We start from the raw sequence: 18876 nt of genomic DNA, 5'->3' as shown, positions 1-18876 counted from the left end.
ATCCTGTCGCTCTTCCGTTAAGAAGTAGGACTGGCGCTCCACGCCAGCCGAAATTCCTAAACAATGAGTTAACCGCGCCTGTCTAAGGCGCGGTTTTTTTTATATTTTTTGCTGTTTCATGGTTCAGATTTTCTTAACTATATTGCTGTTTTCTAGAGCCATTGAAACGGCGAGTTAACCATAACCAAATGGGGTTAACAGGCATGATGCTGAATGCCGTTACCGGTTTTTAGGTCCGGAATGTCCCTTATTTAACCACTGCCAAAGGGGCAAATACTATGACGAGCATTCTTACCAACAATGCAGCAACAGCCGCTCTCCAGACGCTGCGCGGCATCAACAGCAATCTCGAAAGCACGCAGAACGCCGTTTCGTCCGGCCTGCGCATCTCCAAGGCTTCCGACAACGCCGCCTATTGGTCGATCGCCACCTCGATGAAGTCCGACGATAGCGCCATCGGCGCCGTTTCCGACGCCCTCGGCCTCGGTGCTGCCAAGGTCGACACGGCAACCACTGCCGTCACCAGCGCTCTCGACATCGTCAGCCAGATCAAGTCCAAGCTTGTCACCGCCATGGAAGATTCGGTTGACAAGTCGTCCGTTCAGGAAGAAATCGGCCAGCTTCAGGCACAGCTCAAGAGCGTCGCTCAGTCCGCTTCGTTCAACGGCGAGAACTGGGTCATGGCTGCCAGCGGCGACTCCGCTTCGGTCGTTTCCTCGTTCATCCGCGGCACCAACGGCACCGTTTCGGTCAGCACCACGTCCTACGCGTTCGACTCCGGCGCAACCGGCAACGTTCTGTTCGGTGCGAACTCCGGCACGATCGACACTGCTTCGGGCATTCTCGGTACTGTCACCGGTTCCTACTCGGTGTTCAGCCTGGATATCACCGGCATGACCGGCGGCCAGATCTCCAGCGCTCTCGACATGGTTCAGACCGCTCTGAACTCCATGACCAGCATGGGTTCGCGCCTGGGCTCGATCTCGACCCGCATCGACCTGCAGACGAGCTTTGCTTCCTCGCTCTCCGACTCGATCGAATCGGGCGTTGGCAAGCTGGTCGATGCAGACATGGAAGAAGAATCCAGCAAGCTTTCCGCTCTGCAGACGCAGCAGCAGCTGGCCGTCCAGTCGCTCTCGATCGCCAACTCTTCGAGCCAGTCGATCCTGTCGCTCTTCCGTTAAGCGGAAGGACCGGCGCTCCGCGCCGGTGGCAACAGCCAAGCAAAAAGTTCACCGCGCCTTCCCTGGAGGCGCGGTTTTTCTTTTGGGGCAGGGGGCTTAACCTGCCGCCTTGTTCCGCAGTGCGGCGATGAAGGCATCGAACAGCTTGCGCATGGCCACCTGCTTATAGGGATAGGTGGTAACGCTATCCATGTTGTGGACGACCATTGCCACGTCGAGTTCGAACACCAGCAGACGCCCGTCGGCAAGTTCCGCGCAGTCGATGCCGAAGTAATCGAGCCCGATGCGACGGTAAAGTGCGTCGAAACCATCCTTGTGACGGATCGCGAAATCAGTGTCGAAATCCTCCATCCACGCCTGCTCGACCGCCCGTTTTGCCGGGCTTTCCGCCATGCCGGCGCTGAGATAGTGCACGATCCAATGCTCGGACAGCGCCATGTGGCTGGCGAAAGCCTTGCCCTGGATGAACACGATGCGCTGCTTGTTGTACAAGCCGTCCGTGCCGCGGAAATCGATGAAGGGCGCGACGTAGATCTCCGGAACCGGCTGCGTTTCGAGCCAGGCCGACAATCCCGAGGGGTCGGCAATGCGGTCCATTCCATGGCCGGCATGGGTGCTGATCGGCCGAACGACGAGCGGGAAGGTAAGCCCAGGGGCACATTTATAGAGCGGCTTCGTGCCTGCGCCGACGGCGACAAGATCCTCGCGCGACACGCGATAGGTGCTTGGCGACAGAATAGAGGGCTCGCCGGCCAGCATGGCGCTCACGCCATCGCGCGTCAGCCGGCTGACCAGCTCGGGGTCATCGTTCATGATAGGGCCGTCGAAATCGGCCAGCAACGTCCGCATCCGTTCAAGCACAGGGGCATTCTCGGTGGATTCGCCGATCGCCATGAAGGCGACGTCGTGTGCCGGCAAATCGCCAAGCTCAGTCGTCTCGGCATCCACATAATGCAGCCAGAGAACGCAGTCGCTGTCGACCAGGAGGAAATCCAGCGGTGTGTTCGCCATGAAATCGCCCGGCGTCACAAAGGCCAGCAATCGCGGCCCCTGTCCATTTCCGTGAACCACGCAAAAATCCTGCCTCAGATCCACCGCGCTCCGGAACATCTGGCGCGCTTCATCGGCGCGACCCATGGTTTGCAGGATCGTCGCCAGGTCGAACAAGGCGGCGGCATCGGTGGCGTCAGCGCGGATGCGCTGCGTCAGCTCGTTCCACATCGGCGCCACGTCGCCGCCGGCATAGATAAGCGAGACGATCTTCTGCATTCCGATGATTTGGCTGGAGTTTTCGGCGGTCTCGGGGGTGTGGTCGGCAGCAAGGCTGCGTGTCATCAGCATGGGAGCAAATCCTGTCGGGAACCGAGTTTCAAGACGCCCTGGATCAGCGCGTCGATATCCGTCTGCCGCGTGCGGTGGTTCACGATTGCCGCGCGGATAGCCGGTTGTCCGTTGATATGGGTCAGGGACGGGGCGACGCGTCCTTCGGCGTGGAGATGTTCGACGATCCGCGCGTTGATCTCCGCCGGCGCATCGCCGGTCGGGCCTACATAGGCGAAGCAGACGATGTTGAGGGCGACTGGGGCGAGCAGCCGCAGAGTGGGTTCCTGCTCGATCCTATGGGCGAGATTGCGCGCAAGAGTGCAGTTGGCGGCCATCGAATCCGCCAGCGCCTTGATGCCGTAGGTCTTCAGGGTGAACCAGGTCTTGAGCGCGCGAAACCCGCGCGACAGGTCGGGACCGTAGTCGCAGGGCCACCAGTCGCCGCCCGCCAGGCCCGTGGCCGCGCGGCTGAGATAGGCGGCCTCCGAGGCAAATGTCTGGCGCTGCCAGGCGCTGTCCCGCACGAGGAGGAAGCCGGCGTCATAGGGCACCTGGCCCCATTTGTGGAAATCGAATGCGAGCGAATCGCAGGACTCGATGCCCGTGAACAGATGCGCGAGATCGTCGCAGAGAATACCCAGCGCCCCCAATGCACCGTCGACGTGGAAATGCAGATCATGGGCGTCGGCGATGCGCCGCAGGGCGATAAGATCGTCGACGGCACCCGTATTCACCGTTCCCGCCGTTCCGACGAGCAGAAAGGGCGCATGTCCCTCTTGCTTGTCACGAATGATGGTGCGCTCGAGGGCTTCGATGTCGATCTGACCGGCGGCGTTGACCGGGATGCGCCTGAGATGATCGCTGCCGATGCCGGACATCTCGACCGCGCGGGGTACGCAGCCATGCACTTCACTCGAGGCGTAGGCCATGAGCCGCGGTTCGCCGGGAAGCCCTTTCGCGCGGACGCCGGTGCCGAGCTTTCTCGTTTTTGCGAGCAGCAGGGCGACAAAATTGGCCTGAGAGGCGCCGGTCAAAAAGACCCCGCCGGCGGTGTCCGGAAATGAGAATATCTGCTGCGTCCACCGGATGATCTGGCGCTCGACCTCGATCGGCATGTGGTCGCGTCCGCCGAGGTTGGCGTTCAATCCCCCGGCCAGCATCTCCGCCAGCATGCCGACAACCGTTCCGCCGCCCTGCACCCAGCCCATGAATCCCGAATGGATATTGCCGCTGCCATAGGGCAGGACATTATCGCGGAAGGTGGCGTGGACATCGGTGAGTTCTGTGGGCTCGATAGGCAGGGGAGCATTGAAGAGCGCGCGCGCCGACGGTGGCGCCGGTTGCCAGACGGGCTTTTCGGCAAGCGTTTCCAGATGGTCGAGCATGTCATCGAGCATCCGGTGGCCTTGCCGGCGCAGGGCCTGCCAGCCATCGGGGTCGAGGCTCGTCCGTTGGCGAGGGTCCTCCCCCGACAATCCGCCGCCTTGCAAATCTAACATCTCGACTCCGCGCCTTACTGACTATGCCTGTAATCTTACGCCGCCCAAGATGGCGCGAAGCTGACCTGAAGGGCTTGCCCGGCGGCCATCCGCTTGTTCGGCTTCCTGTCGGCAAGCCTATGCGCGGTAATGTTCGTTAACTTTTCGGGCGTGCATTAACTCTTTGTTAAGCCTGATGCTGTCATTTGCGACTAACGCAACGGTTGGTTAACCTCTCCTAAGAGCCGGTTAACAGGCATGACGCTGATTGCCGTTCCCGGCCGCAGACCGGAATGTCCCTTCCCATTTCAGCCATAAGGGGCACCCTTCGATGACAAGCATCCTGACCAATGACGCGGCAATGTCCGCCCTCCAGACTCTGCGCTCGATCAGCACCAACCTGGAAGATACACAGAACCGGGTTTCCTCCGGCTATCGTGTCGCCAAGGCTTCGGATAACGCCGCCTACTGGTCGATCGCGACCACGATGCGTTCCGACAACAGCGCGCTCTCGGCCGTCTCCGACGCGCTCGGCCTCGGCGCCGCCAAGGTCGATACCGCCTATACGGCCATGGACAATTCCATCACCATCGTCCAGCAGATCAAGGACAAGCTTGTCGCGGCAACGGAAAACAGTGTCGACAAGGCTGACGTCCAGGAAGAAATCTCGCAGCTTCAGCAGCAGCTCGAGAGCATTGCGCAGTCCGCATCCTTCTCCGGACAGAACTGGATGATCGCCGCCGACGGCGCGTCCGCATCGGTCGTATCGTCCTTTGTCCGCAACAATGACGGTTCGGTCGCGGTCAACAGCACCAGCTACTCGTTCGATACGGGATCGGCGGGCAACGTCATGTTCGGTGCCGACGCCAGCGGCACGATCGACACGACGTCTGGCATCCTCGGCACGAAGCAGGACATCAACGGCACATCATACTCCGTCTTCAGCCTCGATATCACCGACATGACGAGCGGTGATATCGCCCAGGCGATGAACCTGGTACAATCGGCTCTCAACACGATGACCAGCACGGCTTCGCAGCTCGGTTCTCTGTCGACCCGCATCGACCTGCAGACGAGCTTTGTCTCTGCGCTCAGCGACACAATCGATTCTGGCGTCGGCAAGCTTGTCGATGCCAATATGGAAGAGGAATCGAGCAAACTTACAGCATTGCAGACACAGCAGCAGTTGGCCATCCAGTCGCTGCAGATCGCCAATAGCAGCGCGCAGAACGTTCTCGCGCTCTTTAAGTAAGCCTTGACCGAAGCTTGCGTCGCGATCCGGCGGCGGCATTTCTTTCTTGCCGCCGCCCATAAGCTTTTGCTAACCCTGTTGGGTAACTGATTTGCAATATCTGCGCAGGGCTTGGCGTCCGACCGATTTGGTCGGAGCCGTTTCAAGGCCCTGCTTGAGCGACGGGCCGCGTGGGGATCATTCCCGCTGGCGGGCATGAGGCCGATCGTTGCTGCCGGTTTGGTCCGGTTTGCCAGTCCCAATGGAATTACGGGTTTTCAGATGAGCAATGTGACGACGAACCGCGCCACCTCGGCGGCGCTGACTGTGTTGCGTGGAGTCAACAAAGATCTTGGCGTCGTGCAGCAACAGGTGACATCCGGCTTTCGCGTGGGAAGCGCGAGTGATGACCCGACCTATTGGTCGATGGCGACGACCATGCGCTCGGACCAGAGCAGCCTTTCCACCATCACCGACGCACTTGGTCTTGGCGCCTCGAAGGTCGACACCGCTTCCACCGCCATGGACACGGTTGTCAGCATCGTAAGCCAGATCCGCGCCAAGCTCGTATCGGCGCAGGAAGCGGGCACGGACAAGAGCGCGGTCAACACCGATATTCAGCAGCTCAAGGATCAACTGCAATCGGTGACGCAATCCGCCGCCTTCTCCGGGGAAAACTGGCTCTATAATACCAGTACGCAGGCCGACACCCAGAAATCGGTGATCAGCAATTTCACGCGCGGTTCGAGTGGGCAGATCAGCCTGGTGTCGATCAACTACGACAGTTCGCAGACCCTGATGATCGATACCGCCGATGCGAGCCGCGGACTGCTGACGAAGAATATCGATGCCAACACGCTGGGCACTTCAGATGGCACGTCGACAGCCCGCAACTACTACCTCCTGGCCGCCGATTCCGGTACGGCTCCGACCGATGGCACTGAGATCTCTATTTCCGACAGCACCACGGATGCCGAACTGACCGACATGATCAATGTCACCAACTCGATTTTGACGTCGGTGACATCTGCGGATTCGACGCTGGGCGTGATGAAGTCGCGTATCGACGATCAGTCGGACTACATCTCGAAGCTTAGCGATGGCATCAAGACCAGCGTCGGCGATCTTGTCGATACCAATATGGAAGAGGCCTCGGCACGTCAAAGCGCGCTGCAGACGGCACAGCAGATGGGTATCCAGTCGCTGTCGATTGCCAATACCATGGCGAGCAAGGTGCTGATCCTCCTGCAGTCGAGCTGATTTTGCATTGGCGCGGCGAGGGTCGCCGCGCCTGCCGCATTCATCCTCGCACAAGTTTGACCCCCTACGGTCCCTCGCAATGGCAGGGTTGCACCTTATCCCGGAGACGGTCGGCGTCAGGCCGGGAGGGTGCGGCCGCAGGACGGAAACCGGAAGCGTGATGATCGACGTTTTGAGCATGGGAATTCAACGGGCCTGTCGAGGCATCCACTTGCGGCTTTCGGCCGGCAAAGGCGAGGGAATGTTCTCATGAGCCCGACGCTATCCCGCTATCTCAAGGATTTCAGTGCGGAATTGCCCCCGTCCGCCGCTCTCCCGGACTTGATTTTCGACGAGACGCCGGCCTTTCTCGACAGTCCCGTGGAACCGCCGATCGATATCGAAGCCGAGCGCCGTGACGCCTATGCGCAGGGCCATGAGGCTGCGACACAGGAATTGTTACTGAGGCAACAGCAGGCGCTCGAGGCGATGGCCGAAGCCCACCGAGGCGAGATGGACACGCTTCGCACTCGATACGAGGAACAGGCCGCCGAAAGGATCGCCGCTGATATGACGCAGATCGCCACCATACTTGGACAGACGGTCAGCATCGAAGCCGCCGCCGTGCTTGCGCCGATCATGACGGAAGCGCTGACGGCCAAGGCTGTCGCCGATCTTGCCGATCTGGTGGCCGCATCCATTCTCGATGGCGCCGTCGGCCCGGTGACCGTCAGCGGCCCCCGCCATCTCTTCGATATCCTCCATGCTCGTCTCGACGATCATGGCGCCCTGCTGCGCCATGTCGAGGCCGACGATGTCGATCTCTCCGTGACGATCGGCGAGAGCGTCCTCGTGACCCGCATGTCCGCCTGGGCCGCTAGCCTGAGAGAGATACTGAAATGAATGATGGCGATCAAAATCAAGGCAAGCACGAGATCATCATCGTCAAGCGGCATGGTGCCAACGAGCATGAAGGCGGCCATGGCGGCGCCTGGAAGATCGCATATGCCGACTTCATGACGGCGATGATGGCCTTCTTCCTGGTGATGTGGCTGGTGAATGCCGCAAACGAAGAGACCAAGGCCTCGGTCGCCTCCTATTTCAATCCGATCAAGCTCGCCGACGAAAAGCCGACTGAGAAGGGGCTGAAAAAGCCCGTCGATCAGGCCGATGGGAAGAAGAACGAGGCGAAGTCGCAGAACGAGGAAACCAATCCGAACAACGGCAAGTCGGCCAAGACCGGCGAGGATCAGACCTCGACCTCGGGCGACCAGACCAGCTATTCCGAAGCCGATTTCTTCGAAAATCCCTATTCGGTTCTGGCCGAGATCGCCCAGCAGGTCGGCCAGCAGGCCAATGTCAGCGCCAAGGGCGAGGGCGGAGCCGCCCAGTCGGGTCCGGCGACTGGCGCAGATGGCGGCCAAGCCTATCGCGATCCGTTCGATCCCGATTTCTGGACCAAGCAGGTTCAGGTTTCCAGCGCCTCGAAGAAGGCGAACGAAGAACAGGCTGCCAAATCCGATCAGTCGGCGAAGGGCGAAGTGATCGCTCTCTCCAAGGCCACAGCTGCCGATTCCGGTGAGCCGACCGACAAGCCCCAGACGCCGGAAGACCAGCCGACGCTGAGCGACCAGCGGCAGAAGGGGCAGGGCGCTGATGAAAAAATTTCCTCGGCGACGCAGAGCAAGGACATCGCACCACCCAAAGACCAGCAGCAGAGCGCCAAGGAGCTGCAGCAGGCGATCCAGGCCGAGATCAGCGGTGTTGCCGGCCAATTGGCCGAGGGCGTTCAGGTCGCATCGGCCGAGGGCGGTCTTCTCGTGACGATTTCCGACCAGTCCAATGATCCGATGTTCAACATCGGCTCGGCCGTGCCGCGCCGGGAAATGGTGCTGGCAATGGGGAAGATCGGCAAGATCCTGGCCAATCGCAAGGGCGTGATCCTGATCCGCGGCCATACCGACGGCCGGCCCTATATGGTCGGCGGTCACAACGACAATTGGCGTCTGTCGCTCGATCGTGCCCAGAGCGCCTATTACATGCTCACCAGTACCGGGCTGGACGAGAAGCGGATCGAGCAGGTTTCCGGCTTTGCGGATCGCCGCCTAAAGCTGCCCAACGATCCCTTCAACGACGCCAACCGCCGCATCGAGATTCTGATCGAGGATGCCAAGGACCAGTCAGGTGGCCAGGCCCCGACGACGCCGGGCGCCGGCAAGCCGGGCCAGGGCAAGCAAACCCAGGGCAAACAGGGATAGTTCATGGCGCGCATTCAGCATCGTCATCGCCTCGCGCTTGCGTTCACCCTCGGCATGCTCATGCCGGGGGGGCTTCGCGCCGAGAGCCAGGATGGCCTGCCGCCCTACAAGATATTGCGCTCGCTCGAATTCATCCAGGATTCCGTGGTGGCGGGCGACAGTTCGGCCGGCGAGATGCAGCGTTTCATGCTGTCGACCATCGACGAACGCCTGCGCAACGCGGACAAGTCCGTCTTCGACGATAGCCGCAACGTCGATGCCGCGCTGATCTACGCGATGAGCGGCGGCAATCCGGATACGCTGGAATATCTGATGTCGCGCGACGTCAACGGCAATTTCGACAATCGCGTTGCCGATGTCCTTCGGAAATATCTGAACGGCAAGGGACTGCTGGTGGTCAACACGCTTGCCGATATCGCCAGGGAATATCGCGACAAGAAGATCGGTCCCTATCTCTCGCTTGTCGCCGCCAATGTCATGTCCGCCAAGAATCCGAAGGAAGCCCTGAAGCTTTACGATTGGGCGCGTCTGGCGTCGCCGGGCACCATTGTCGAGGAATCGGCCCTGCGCCGCTCCCTGGCGCTGAGCGCCGATGCCGGCATGGTACCGCAGGGGCTTGGCTATGCGGCGCGCTACACGCGGCGTTTCCTGCACTCGCCCTATGCCAGCCAGTTCGCCGATCTCTTCGTCCAGCTCGTCGTCGATCATGATGCGGACGTCAAGCAGCAGGACATCATCGATATCCTGTCCTTCATGGACCCGCCACGGCAGCGGGAAGTCTATCTGCGCATGGCGCGCCGTGCCGCCATCGCCGGCAAGGCCGATCTTGCAGCGCTCGCCTCCGGCCGCGCCCAGGCCATCACCAATGACGGCAGCGATGCGTTCAGCGCGCTGGCGGGCTTCTATGGCGGCGTTGCCGGGGTATCGACACCCAATATGGGAACGGCGATCCGCAAAATTGATCAGATGCCCGCCGGTGAATTGAACCAGCAGGACCGCGCTTTGCGCGAAGCTGCCAGGTTGGTGGCGGATGAGATTCTGCGCGCGCCCGACCCGACAAGCCTGAAGCAAGGCTCGCCGCTTAATCTGCTTAATCAAGAACATACTGAACACGATGCTGCTGTGACGAACCAATCCGGGGCCCAATCCCCCGGCACGGCGGGTGTTGAGGCGGGAGCCGCGGTGAATGCGGCTCACACCCCGGAGGAAGGAAGGCAGGAGGCCGATCCTTCGTTCAACGCATTCGTCACGACGAGCCGCTCGAAGCTTGATGCCATCGACGGCCTGTTGAAAGCAGGAAAGTAATTGATCATGCAGGATATCGGTATCTCCAGTGCCCCGTCCGGGGCCGATCTCATTGCTGTCGCCAAGGGTGGACGTTCGGCAAAGCAGGATGACGGCGCCGGCAAGGGATTCCAGGATGCGCTGACCAGCTCGCTCGGCAACGGAAGCAAGTCCGGCGCGAATGCCAATGGCGATGCAGGCACGGTTGAGCCGGGTGCCGATGCTGATATCAACGCGGACGGCGCTGCTACCCAGCCCACTGATCTTGCTATGATCGCCTCCGCCACGGGGGATAGTATTGATACCGGCGCCGAGATGATCGACCCGTCCCTGGCGAACCTTACCAATCCCGCAACGCTGCCCAAGGGCGCCAAGCCACCGGTCGGCACCAAGTTTCCGCAAGAAGCGAGTGCGGCCAATCTCTCCAAATCGCTGATGGATCTCCAGCAGGCAGTCCCCGACGACACCGCAACAGCCGATGCGACCAAGACAGCCGGTGATGCGGATGCGGCGCAGCCCCAGGCTCTGGCTGCCGATCAGCTCGATGATCTCGCCGGGCAATTGGCGGCAGTTGTCGTTGACGATCCGTCTGCGGAGACCGACGGCGGCGGCAAAACGACGCCCGTCAAGGCCGGAAAAACTCCGGCGGTGACCGATGATGGTAAGTCATTGCCGACGCAGAGCGCTCAAACCGGCAGTGCCGTATCGGACGTGCTGTCGCTCTTGAATGCGCAGCAGACGGCGGTCGCGCCGCAGAACGCGGCGGCTGTCTTCACTGGAACTGACGTGAAAACGCAAGCAGCGCCCGATCAGTCCCTGCCGAAGGTTGCCAATGTGGCGACGAAGGATGCGTCGGCGGACGCCGAGGATACCATGGCAGCCCTTCCGAGCGCCGGCGACGATACGGCGGCGGCACAGACCTTCCGGCTGGTGCGTGCCGATGGGCGTGGTGGTTCGCTCGACATGTCGGTGATCAAGGGCAGCGATGACACGGCGCAGGCCGACATCACGCTATCGGGCGGCGGCAACGCGCAGACCGTCACGGTCCTCGATTCCCGCCGCTATCTCGGTCTTGCGGCCAATTCCAATTCGGCACTCGTCACCTCCGTCCTTGGCGGAAACAAGGATTGGTCAGGGGCCATGCAGCCGGGCTCGGCGCTCGCCAATGCGGCGAGCTGGACGAGCACCGGCAAGGTCGTCAACACATTGAAGATTCAGCTCAATCCCAACAACCTCGGCGAAGTCACCGCGACCATGCGGCTTTCGGGCGATCAGTTGAGCGTCGATCTGAAGGTGCAGACCGGAGAGGCTTACCGCCAGCTCCACGCCGATCAGAGCCACATGGTCGATGCCCTGCGCGCCCAAGGCTATCAGGTCGATAGCATCACCGTCACCATGGCCGCGAGCGGCGATCAGTCGTCGGACAGCAACCGGCAATCCGGTTTCCAGGGGCAGTCTCAACAGCAATCCTTGATGAATCAGGGACAGGGTGGGGACGCACGGCCAAAGGGACAGAACTATTCGGGGCAGCAGGCAAATGGCAATGACGGCAATCGCAGCACGGGCGAACGCGGCGTGGATGACAGTGCTGCGGGCTATGCTCAGCGTCTGCGCTCTGGCGACGTTTACCTCTGACGCCCTTGCGTCGGGAAATGCGGCGTCGCCGGATAATGGCGCGGCCGGCCTTTGCGAACGCGAGATCCAGTCGGCTGCGGCTAAGTACGGGATACCGGAAGGGATCCTCTATTCGGTCGGCCTGACGGAGACGGGACGCAAGGGGTCACTCTATCCTTACGCACTCAACATCGAAGGCAAACCGTATTTTCCGGCGTCTCAAAACGCTGCCTTGCTGACCTTCGCAGCCGCAAAACAGAACGGCGCAAAATTAATCGACATCGGCTGCATGCAGATCAATCAGTATTTTCACGGAGAGAATTTCGCATCCGTCGCCGCTATGTTCGATCCCCATAGCAATGTCGAATACGCCGCAAAGTTTCTCCGAGCCCTTCATGACAGGCATGAGACCTGGACGATGGCGGTAGCACGATACCATGCCGGGCCGAACAACGACCCCGCTCAGAAGGTCTATGTTTGCCGCGTCATCGCCAATCTGGTGGCCACCGGCTACGGAAAATGGACGCCCAACGCAGCAAACTTTTGTCACGATTGAGCAACCTATAGATTGCATGCCGTCATATTGTCGCCGCAGCTATCCGCCTTCGCATGGTTGACAGCGGCCGAATGAGATGAATAGCGTATATTCATAATGTGCTAATTAACAATTTTTTTTAGGTGGAAATTCAAGATTAGCCACTACATCTAGTGCAAATCGCACCCTAAATCTTAATCAATTATTAATTCCCGTCACTCATTTCCGACAGTTGTTCGTGATTCGCCCGATTCGTACCCATAGGTCATCGAAACACCACACTGATTCGGAGGCGGACGAATGATCGTAGTGGTTGATGAGCGCGAGCTCGTTAAGGACGGCTATACTTCACTTTTTGGACGGGAAGGTATCCCGTCGACGGGGTTTGATCCCCGGGAATTCGGCGAATGGGTTGTGACGGCCGCGGATGGCGATATTGCTGCGGTCGAGGCATTCCTGATCGGACAGGGCCAGCACGTGCACGAATTGCCTCGGGCGATTCGCGACCGTTCGGCTGCACCGGTCATCGCCGTCAGTGATCAACCATCGCTTGAATCGACGCTGGCACTCTTTGACTGCGGCGTCGACGATGTCGTGCGCAAGCCGGTGCATCCAAGAGAAATCCTGGCCCGTGCGGCAGCGATCCGTCGCAGGCTGAAGGCGATCTCCAACTACACCGATATCGGCCCCATCCGCGTTTTCTCGGATGGCCGTGATCCGGAGGTCAATGGCGAGGTCTTCGCTTTGCCACGGCGCGAGCGGCGTATCCTGGAATATCTGATTTCCAACCGCGGTCGGCGCGTGACCAAGACGCAGATCTTCAACGCGATCTATGGCATTTTCGACGAAGAGGTCGAAGAGAACGTCGTCGAAAGCCACATCTCCAAGCTGCGCAAGAAGTTGCGCAAGAGGCTCGGTTTCGATCCGGTCGATTCCAAGCGCTTCCTCGGCTACTGCATCGATTGGACTTGATGCGTCCACCGAGGCTTGGCGCGATGGCGCCTTGAGACGAATGAACGAGCCCGAGAATCTTCCGATTCTCGGGCTTTTTCACGACCTCGACCTCGGCTTAAAACGCGCCTGCCAGAATGTGCGTTAATGCTTACCATTCCCAGTTCTTCAGGCATTCCAGCGGGGTACGCGGCAAAATTCGAGACGCTGTTTCAGGACGATCGGCTTTTCCTCTTTTCAGACAGCTTCACGCAAGGCCCGGTCCCTACTCTCAGCCCTATAAGGAATAACGAGGATTCCAGATGAGCATTTTCGGCAGCATGAAAACCGCGATCTCAGGGATGAATGCCCAGGCGAACCGTCTGGCGACTGTTTCTGACAATATCGCCAACTCCAGCACGACTGGCTACAAACAAGCGTCGACGAGCTTCTCGTCCCTCGTGTTGCCGTCTTCCAGCGGCAACTACAATTCCGGTGGCGTCGAGACGACGGTTCGCTATGCGATCTCGCAGCAGGGCACTGTGTCCGCCACCACATCGAGCACCGACCTCGCCATCCAGGGCAACGGCTTCTTCGTCGTCCAGAGCGCCGCCGGGCAAACGTTCCTGACCCGCTCGGGCGACTTCTCGGCTGATGCTTCCGGCAACTTGGTCAATGCCGCCGGTTTCACGCTGATGGGTTATTCCAGTGCCTCCGGCGCCCCGTCGGTGGTCGTCAACGGTTTTAGCGGTATGGTGCCGATCAATGTCACGCCGAGTGGCACAAGCGTGGCTGCGACGACAGTCGGCAGCATGACGGGTAACCTCAATTCGAATGCTACAATCGCGACCAGCAGTTCGACCGGTTATCTGCCGTCTGAAAATACGTATCCGGTGACAACCGACACCAGCAAGAGTTCGATCACGGGTTACGACAGCCAGGGCAATGCCGTCACCTTCGACATCTACTATACCAAGACAGCTGATAACACCTGGGACGTGCAGGTCTACAATCAGGCTGATCTGGTCGCCAGCCCGACGTCTGGTGGTCCTCTTTATAGCAGCGCCGCCGTCGGCAGCACGGAAATGACGTTTGACGACGACGGCGCCCTGGTATCTGGCGGAACGTTCGACCTCAGCTTCACGAGCGGATCGACGACGCAGAGCATCGCGATGGATATGACAGGCTTCACCCAGGTTGCCACCGACTTCAGCGCCACGGGCAAGATGGACGGTCAGGCTCCCAATCCGGTGACAAGCGTCACGATCGCCAAGGACGGTACGGTCAGCGCGGTCTACAAGGACAGTTCGACCAAGGAACTCTACCGCATTCCACTGGCGACGGTGGCAAGCCCCGACAGCCTGACGCTGGAAAGCGGCAACGTCTATTCAGCCAATGGCGACTCCGGCGTCACGGTCACCGGTTGGCCGCAGAGTGGGGGGTTGGGCTACATTCAGTCCGGCGCGCTGGAAGAATCCAACGTCGACCTCGCCACCGAGCTGACAAACATGATCACTGCGCAGAAGAGCTACACCGCAAATTCCAAGGTGTTCCAGGCTGGTTCCGACCTTCTGGACGTTCTCGTCAACCTGCAGCGTTAAACACGATAGGGTACCGGGTCAGTCATGTCGCTCACTACAGCTCTCAACAACGCGCAAGCGATATTCAACAATAGCGGCACGCAAAGCAGTGTCGTGTCGAACAATATCGCCAATGCTGGCAATACGGATTATTCCCGTCGCCAAGCGATGCTGACGACCGACATGTCTGGCGCGCAGGTCGTGAAGATCGCCCGCGCCAATGAGCCGGCCCTGCAGAAGACGTTCCTCTCCAGCACGTCGAGCGATGCGGCACAGCAAAGTCTGCTGAAGGCCTATACCAGCCTTCAATCCGCAACGCTCGGCGGCAACGACAACGAGGTTGCGCCGGCCACCTACCTGTCGAATTTGCAGACGGCGATGCAGACCTATGCGAGCTCGCCGTCCAGCTCGACGGCGGCGCAATCCGCCGTCAATGCGGCGCAGAGCCTCGCAACCGCGCTGAATAACGCCACTACGGCGGTTCAGAGCGTTCGCACCGATGCCGACAAGCAGATCGCGTCGGATGTCGATACGCTGAACGGTTTGTTGAATCAGTTCCAGACGGCGAATGACGCGGTCAAGAGTGCGACCGCGGCTTCCAGTCCCACGTCGACGACCCTTTCCGATGCGCTCGACCAGCGCGATTCGATCCTGAAGCAGATTTCGCAGATCGTCGGCGTCACGACGGTAACCCGCGACAACAACGACGTGGCACTTTACACCACCGGCGGCGCGACGCTGTTCGAGACGATCCCGCGCTCGGTGACCTTCACTCCGACGACGTCCTATACGGCCAGTATATCCGGCAACAACGTCTATATAGACGGGGTCGCGCTCACGGCGGGGCAGGGTGCGAGCACGACGGCGCAGGGCAGCCTTCAGGCGTCGCTGCAGGTTCGCGACGACGTCGCTCCGACCTACCAGAAGCAGCTCGACGAGATCGCGCGCGGCCTGGTGACGACGTTTGCGGAAACCAACCAGACCGACTCCACCACGGCGCCCGGCCTGTTCACCTGGAGCGGCGGCACGGTTCCCGACAGCGCTACCGTGGTCACTGGCATGGCCGGCTCGATTGCGGTCAATCCGGCGCTGCTGACCACCTCGACCCAGACCGGCGACCCGACGCTCCTGCGCGATGGGGGTATCAACGGTTCCGACTATGTCGTCAATACCACCGGCGCCAGCGGCTATTCCGATCAGCTTGATGCCTACATCACCGGCATGAGCACGAAAATGGACTTCGATCCGACCGCTGGTTCCGACGCCAGTGCCAGCCTCATGGATTACGCGTCGTCTTCCATCGGTTGGCTTGAAGGCCAACGCAGCACTGCAACGACAGCGGCGGAAAATACCTCGGCGGCGCTTTCGCGCTCCTCGACCGCCTATTCGAACGAGACTGGCGTCAACCTCGACGAGGAGCTGACGCTGATGATGGATATCGAGCAGTCCTACAAGGCGGGAACCAAAATATTGAATGCCGTCAACGAGATGCTTCAATCGGTACTGGATATTGCGAGCTAAGCCATGAAACTATCCTTCATTTCGAGCACAGCCATTCAGAATTCAATGCGCCAGACGATCCGTCAGGCGCAGAATGAAATGACGGATGCCTCGACCGAAGCGACGACCGGCGTCTATGCCGACATTGGCGTCTCGCTCGGCAGCGGTACCGCAAGCAACGTCAATCTCACACGGGATGTGACGCGGATCGATTCCATCCTCAGCAGCAACTCGGTCGTCAACCAGCGAATGACCTCGTCGCAGACGGCGCTGAGCGACATGTCTTCCCAGGCCCAGAAGTTCATGGACCAGCTGGTGGCGCTGCGCGGCAACAGCGATGACAGCAGCATACAGCTGACCCAGCAGACGGCGACCGCGACGATGTCGAGCTTCGTTGCCGATGCCAACACCATGGTCAACGGCGAATATCTCTTCGCCGGCACCAATACCGATGTGCAGCCGATGACCGATAATTCCACGGCGGCGACCACGGCGATCCAGAGTGCCTTGAGCGACTATGCGACTGCGCAAGGGGTCGCAATCAGCGACCTGACGGGCGATCAGATGAAGGATTTCATCACGAACGTCGCCGAGCCGCTGGTCACGTCGGACAGCAGCTGGTCGGACTGGTCGAGCGCGTCGGATCAGAACATGTCGAGCCGCATCAGCAATTCCGAGGTCATCGAGTCCTCGACCAATGCCAATGCGACCGGCATGCGTTATCTGGCGCTTTCCACCACCGTCGCCAACGCGCTGATGGGGCAGGGTTTGAGCCAGGACGCGCTGAACGCGGTCACCGATCAGGCGACGAGCTATGCACGCCAGGCGATCGACGGGCTCAACAATCAGGCAAGCCAGCTCGGCCTGTCGCAGGCGCGCCTGACCGATGCCAACACCTCGCTGAATGCGCAGAAGACGATCATCAACACCAATATCAGCGATCTGACGGGGGTCGACGCTTACGAGGCTTCGACGAAGGTCAACAGTCTCCAGACTCAGCTCGAGACCGCTTACACCATCGTCTCCAAGATCCAGCAGCTAAGTCTTGTAAATTACCTTTGATGATCAAAGGGATGGAATGACCAGGAAGGATGCATGAATGTATCAGTTCTCATATGCGGAAGTCATGCAGGATGCAGTGGCCGACGCCAAGGAGCGAGAACGTCAGGTTCTGGACCGGTCGATTACTCTTCTCGCCGCGGCTCGTGACAAGGAGAAATACGGCCGCGAAGCCATCGAGGCGCTGTTCTACACGAGGCGCGTCTGGGTCAGCTTCATCGAGGATCTGAAAAGTCCGGACAACCAGCTTAACGTCGAGCTGCGCGCCAATCTCATCTCCATCGCACTTTGGATCCTGAAGGAATGCGACAGGATTCGGAGGCGCCAGTCGGAGAATTATCAAGGCATCATCGATGTCACCACCATCATCAGGGATGGACTTAAATGAAAAGTACGCTTCGCATATCGCTTAAAGCCGGGGAAAAGATCTTCATCAACGGGGCCGTGCTGCGCGTTGATCGCAAGGTTGCCCTGGAATTCCTGAATGATGTGACCTTCCTGCTTGAGAACCACGTTCTTCAGCCGGAGGAGGCGACAACGCCGCTGCGCCAGCTCTATTTTATCGCGCAGATGATCCTCATCAATCCGGAAGGCAAGGAACAATCGACGGCGATGTTCCGCAAGTCCATCGTCATGCTGCTCTCGTGCTTCCGTCACGAGGAAGTGCTCGCCGAGCTGAAGCGCATCGACGGCCTCGTCGCCACCGGCCGCGCCTTCGACGCGCTGAAGGCGATCCGCGGCCTCTACGCGATCGAGGACACTATCCTCAACAACCAGGAAATGCCGGCAGCAACGATCGAGCATATTCGTCGGGAGATCGCACCGTGGCGGTAGATGCAGTTACAAGCAGCACCAGTACCAGCAGCTCCTCGAGCAGCGCAGCGACGGCAGCGGCGAGCGCCAGCCTGAACTACAACGACTTTCTCAAGCTTCTCATCGCGCAGATGAAGACGCAGGATCCGACCGATCCGATGGATGCCACCCAGCAGATTTCGCAGCTCGCCAGCTTCTCGCAGGTCGAGCAGCAGATCCAGACGAACTCGCACCTGGAAACGGTGTTGCAGAACCAGTGGATCTCGCAGGCGTCGGATTACATCGGCAAGGAGATCATGAGCGCCGACGGCACGACCACCGGTACCATCAAGGAAGTAACCGTCTATTCGGACGGTATCATTGCGCAAACGGAAGCAGGGGATAAGATCCTGTTGCAGGCAGGCGTTACCGTCGCGCCGGCGGGAACGACGATTGTCGCGCCGACCACGACGAGCGATACTACCACCAGTGATTCGACGACCGAGTAGTATCGACACGACCAGCAGCTCATGAGGAGCCGGCTGAGCAGAGGATGATGAGGCCATGAACGAAGCCGATGCATTGGATATCTTCCAGGCAGCTATCTGGACGGTGCTTGTCGCCTCCGGCCCGGCCGTTCTCGCTGCCATGGTTGTCGGTCTGGTGATCGCCTTGATCCAGGCGCTGACCCAGGTGCAGGAGGCCACGTTGACCTTCGTGCCGAAGATTGTCGCCGTCATGGTGACGGTCGGGATCAGCGCGCCCTTCGTCGGTTCGCAGATCTCGATCTTCACCAATCTGGTCTTTTCCCGCATCCAATCGGGATTTTAGGGTCGATCCGAAAGCCTGAAATGGCTTCCGGATCCCGT

General features: G+C 60.0%; 18 protein-coding genes. 16 read left to right on the top strand and 2 right to left on the bottom strand.

What is annotated here, in order from left to right; genetic code table 11:
* Nucleotides 1–278 precede the first annotated feature (278 nt).
* Nucleotides 279–1184: a flagellin gene (locus PMI03_RS25125; protein WP_007700216.1), complete on the top strand. Its 906-nt coding sequence runs from the start codon at nt 279–281 to the stop codon at nt 1182–1184.
* 96 nt (nt 1185–1280) lie between these two features.
* Here PMI03_RS25125 and PMI03_RS25120 read toward each other — a convergent pair whose 3' ends face one another.
* Together PMI03_RS25120 and PMI03_RS25115 are read right to left on the bottom strand one after the other, a co-directional pair.
* Complete coding sequence (locus tag PMI03_RS25120; protein WP_007700213.1) at nt 1281–2525, bottom strand: RimK family alpha-L-glutamate ligase; 1245 nt, start codon at nt 2523–2525, stop codon at nt 1281–1283.
* On the bottom strand, nt 2519–4006 hold the full coding sequence (locus tag PMI03_RS25115) for a pyridoxal-dependent decarboxylase (protein WP_007700210.1): 1488 nt from the start codon (nt 4004–4006) through the stop codon (nt 2519–2521). Before PMI03_RS25115 ends, PMI03_RS25120 begins: the two co-directional genes overlap by 7 nt.
* A 310-nt stretch (nt 4007–4316) precedes the next feature.
* Here PMI03_RS25115 and PMI03_RS25110 point away from each other — a divergent pair, with 310 nt between their 5' ends.
* From PMI03_RS25110 to fliQ, 15 genes are all read left to right on the top strand, one after another.
* Nucleotides 4317–5237, top strand: a complete 921-nt coding sequence (locus tag PMI03_RS25110) for a flagellin (protein ID WP_007700207.1) — start codon at nt 4317–4319, stop codon at nt 5235–5237.
* A gap of 261 nt (nt 5238–5498) precedes the next feature.
* Nucleotides 5499–6476 (top strand): flagellin, encoded by a 978-nt coding sequence (locus PMI03_RS25105; protein ID WP_007700204.1) that lies wholly within the window; start codon nt 5499–5501, stop codon nt 6474–6476.
* Between the two features lie 249 nt (nt 6477–6725).
* Nucleotides 6726–7358: a hypothetical protein gene (locus PMI03_RS25100; protein ID WP_007700201.1), complete on the top strand. Its 633-nt coding sequence runs from the start codon at nt 6726–6728 to the stop codon at nt 7356–7358.
* Nucleotides 7355–8713, top strand: coding sequence for a MotB family protein (locus tag PMI03_RS25095; protein ID WP_007700199.1), 1359 nt, complete (start codon nt 7355–7357; stop codon nt 8711–8713). The genes PMI03_RS25100 and PMI03_RS25095 overlap by 4 nt, the downstream gene beginning before the upstream one ends.
* Before the next feature lie 3 nt (nt 8714–8716).
* The gene (gene motC, locus PMI03_RS25090) at nt 8717–10018 is read left to right on the top strand and encodes a chemotaxis protein MotC (RefSeq protein ID WP_007700196.1); all 1302 of its coding nucleotides are present in this window, start codon (nt 8717–8719) and stop codon (nt 10016–10018) included.
* Between the two features lie 6 nt (nt 10019–10024).
* Complete coding sequence (locus PMI03_RS25085) at nt 10025–11632, top strand: flagellar hook-length control protein FliK (RefSeq protein WP_007700194.1); 1608 nt, start codon at nt 10025–10027, stop codon at nt 11630–11632.
* Nucleotides 11595–12167 carry a transglycosylase SLT domain-containing protein gene (locus PMI03_RS25080; RefSeq protein ID WP_080515853.1) on the top strand — a complete coding sequence of 191 codons (573 nt, stop codon included), beginning with the start codon at nt 11595–11597 and terminating at the stop codon, nt 12165–12167. Before PMI03_RS25085 ends, PMI03_RS25080 begins: the two co-directional genes overlap by 38 nt.
* 279 nt (nt 12168–12446) lie before the next feature.
* Nucleotides 12447–13118 (top strand): transcriptional activator Rem, encoded by a 672-nt coding sequence (rem, locus tag PMI03_RS25075; RefSeq protein ID WP_007700189.1) that lies wholly within the window; start codon nt 12447–12449, stop codon nt 13116–13118.
* A 281-nt stretch (nt 13119–13399) separates the two neighbouring features.
* The gene (locus PMI03_RS25070) at nt 13400–14677 is read left to right on the top strand and encodes a flagellar hook protein FlgE (RefSeq protein ID WP_007700185.1); all 1278 of its coding nucleotides are present in this window, start codon (nt 13400–13402) and stop codon (nt 14675–14677) included.
* 24 nt (nt 14678–14701) lie between these two features.
* Nucleotides 14702–16177, top strand: a complete 1476-nt coding sequence (gene flgK / locus PMI03_RS25065; protein WP_007700184.1) for a flagellar hook-associated protein FlgK — start codon at nt 14702–14704, stop codon at nt 16175–16177.
* Nucleotides 16178–16180: 3 nt separating this feature from the next.
* Nucleotides 16181–17218: a flagellar hook-associated family protein gene (locus PMI03_RS25060; protein ID WP_007700182.1), complete on the top strand. Its 1038-nt coding sequence runs from the start codon at nt 16181–16183 to the stop codon at nt 17216–17218.
* A gap of 37 nt (nt 17219–17255) precedes the next feature.
* Entirely contained in the window at nt 17256–17603 is a 348-nt protein-coding gene (gene flaF / locus PMI03_RS25055) for a flagellar biosynthesis regulator FlaF (protein WP_007700180.1), read from the top strand.
* On the top strand, nt 17600–18049 hold the full coding sequence (gene flbT, locus PMI03_RS25050; RefSeq protein ID WP_007700179.1) for a flagellar biosynthesis repressor FlbT: 450 nt from the start codon (nt 17600–17602) through the stop codon (nt 18047–18049). The genes flaF and flbT overlap by 4 nt, the downstream gene beginning before the upstream one ends.
* Entirely contained in the window at nt 18040–18516 is a 477-nt protein-coding gene (gene flgD, locus PMI03_RS25045; RefSeq protein ID WP_007700176.1) for a flagellar hook assembly protein FlgD, read from the top strand. Before flbT ends, flgD begins: the two co-directional genes overlap by 10 nt.
* A 55-nt stretch (nt 18517–18571) precedes the next feature.
* Nucleotides 18572–18838 (top strand): flagellar biosynthesis protein FliQ, encoded by a 267-nt coding sequence (fliQ, locus tag PMI03_RS25040; RefSeq protein WP_007700174.1) that lies wholly within the window; start codon nt 18572–18574, stop codon nt 18836–18838.
* The last annotated feature ends 38 nt before the right edge of the window (nt 18839–18876 follow it).

The organism is Rhizobium sp. AP16, from assembly GCF_000281735.1.
GTDB classification, from domain to species: domain Bacteria; phylum Pseudomonadota; class Alphaproteobacteria; order Rhizobiales; family Rhizobiaceae; genus Rhizobium; species Rhizobium rhizogenes.
Note: the sequence above shows the minus strand (reverse complement) of the source record. Positions and strands in the feature narration are given on the sequence as shown.

Coding starts and splice junctions, on each gene's coding strand:
- PMI03_RS25125 (WP_007700216.1), top strand. CDS start 279: ATGACGAGCATTCTTACCAACAATGCAGCAACAGCCGCTCTCCAGACG.
- PMI03_RS25120 (WP_007700213.1), bottom strand. CDS start 2,525: ATGCTGATGACACGCAGCCTTGCTGCCGACCACACCCCCGAGACCGCC.
- PMI03_RS25115 (WP_007700210.1), bottom strand. CDS start 4,006: ATGTTAGATTTGCAAGGCGGCGGATTGTCGGGGGAGGACCCTCGCCAA.
- PMI03_RS25110 (WP_007700207.1), top strand. CDS start 4,317: ATGACAAGCATCCTGACCAATGACGCGGCAATGTCCGCCCTCCAGACT.
- PMI03_RS25105 (WP_007700204.1), top strand. CDS start 5,499: ATGAGCAATGTGACGACGAACCGCGCCACCTCGGCGGCGCTGACTGTG.
- PMI03_RS25100 (WP_007700201.1), top strand. CDS start 6,726: ATGAGCCCGACGCTATCCCGCTATCTCAAGGATTTCAGTGCGGAATTG.
- PMI03_RS25095 (WP_007700199.1), top strand. CDS start 7,355: ATGAATGATGGCGATCAAAATCAAGGCAAGCACGAGATCATCATCGTC.
- motC (WP_007700196.1), top strand. CDS start 8,717: ATGGCGCGCATTCAGCATCGTCATCGCCTCGCGCTTGCGTTCACCCTC.
- PMI03_RS25085 (WP_007700194.1), top strand. CDS start 10,025: ATGCAGGATATCGGTATCTCCAGTGCCCCGTCCGGGGCCGATCTCATT.
- PMI03_RS25080 (WP_080515853.1), top strand. CDS start 11,595: ATGCTCAGCGTCTGCGCTCTGGCGACGTTTACCTCTGACGCCCTTGCG.
- rem (WP_007700189.1), top strand. CDS start 12,447: ATGATCGTAGTGGTTGATGAGCGCGAGCTCGTTAAGGACGGCTATACT.
- PMI03_RS25070 (WP_007700185.1), top strand. CDS start 13,400: ATGAGCATTTTCGGCAGCATGAAAACCGCGATCTCAGGGATGAATGCC.
- flgK (WP_007700184.1), top strand. CDS start 14,702: ATGTCGCTCACTACAGCTCTCAACAACGCGCAAGCGATATTCAACAAT.
- PMI03_RS25060 (WP_007700182.1), top strand. CDS start 16,181: ATGAAACTATCCTTCATTTCGAGCACAGCCATTCAGAATTCAATGCGC.
- flaF (WP_007700180.1), top strand. CDS start 17,256: ATGTATCAGTTCTCATATGCGGAAGTCATGCAGGATGCAGTGGCCGAC.
- flbT (WP_007700179.1), top strand. CDS start 17,600: ATGAAAAGTACGCTTCGCATATCGCTTAAAGCCGGGGAAAAGATCTTC.
- fliQ (WP_007700174.1), top strand. CDS start 18,572: ATGAACGAAGCCGATGCATTGGATATCTTCCAGGCAGCTATCTGGACG.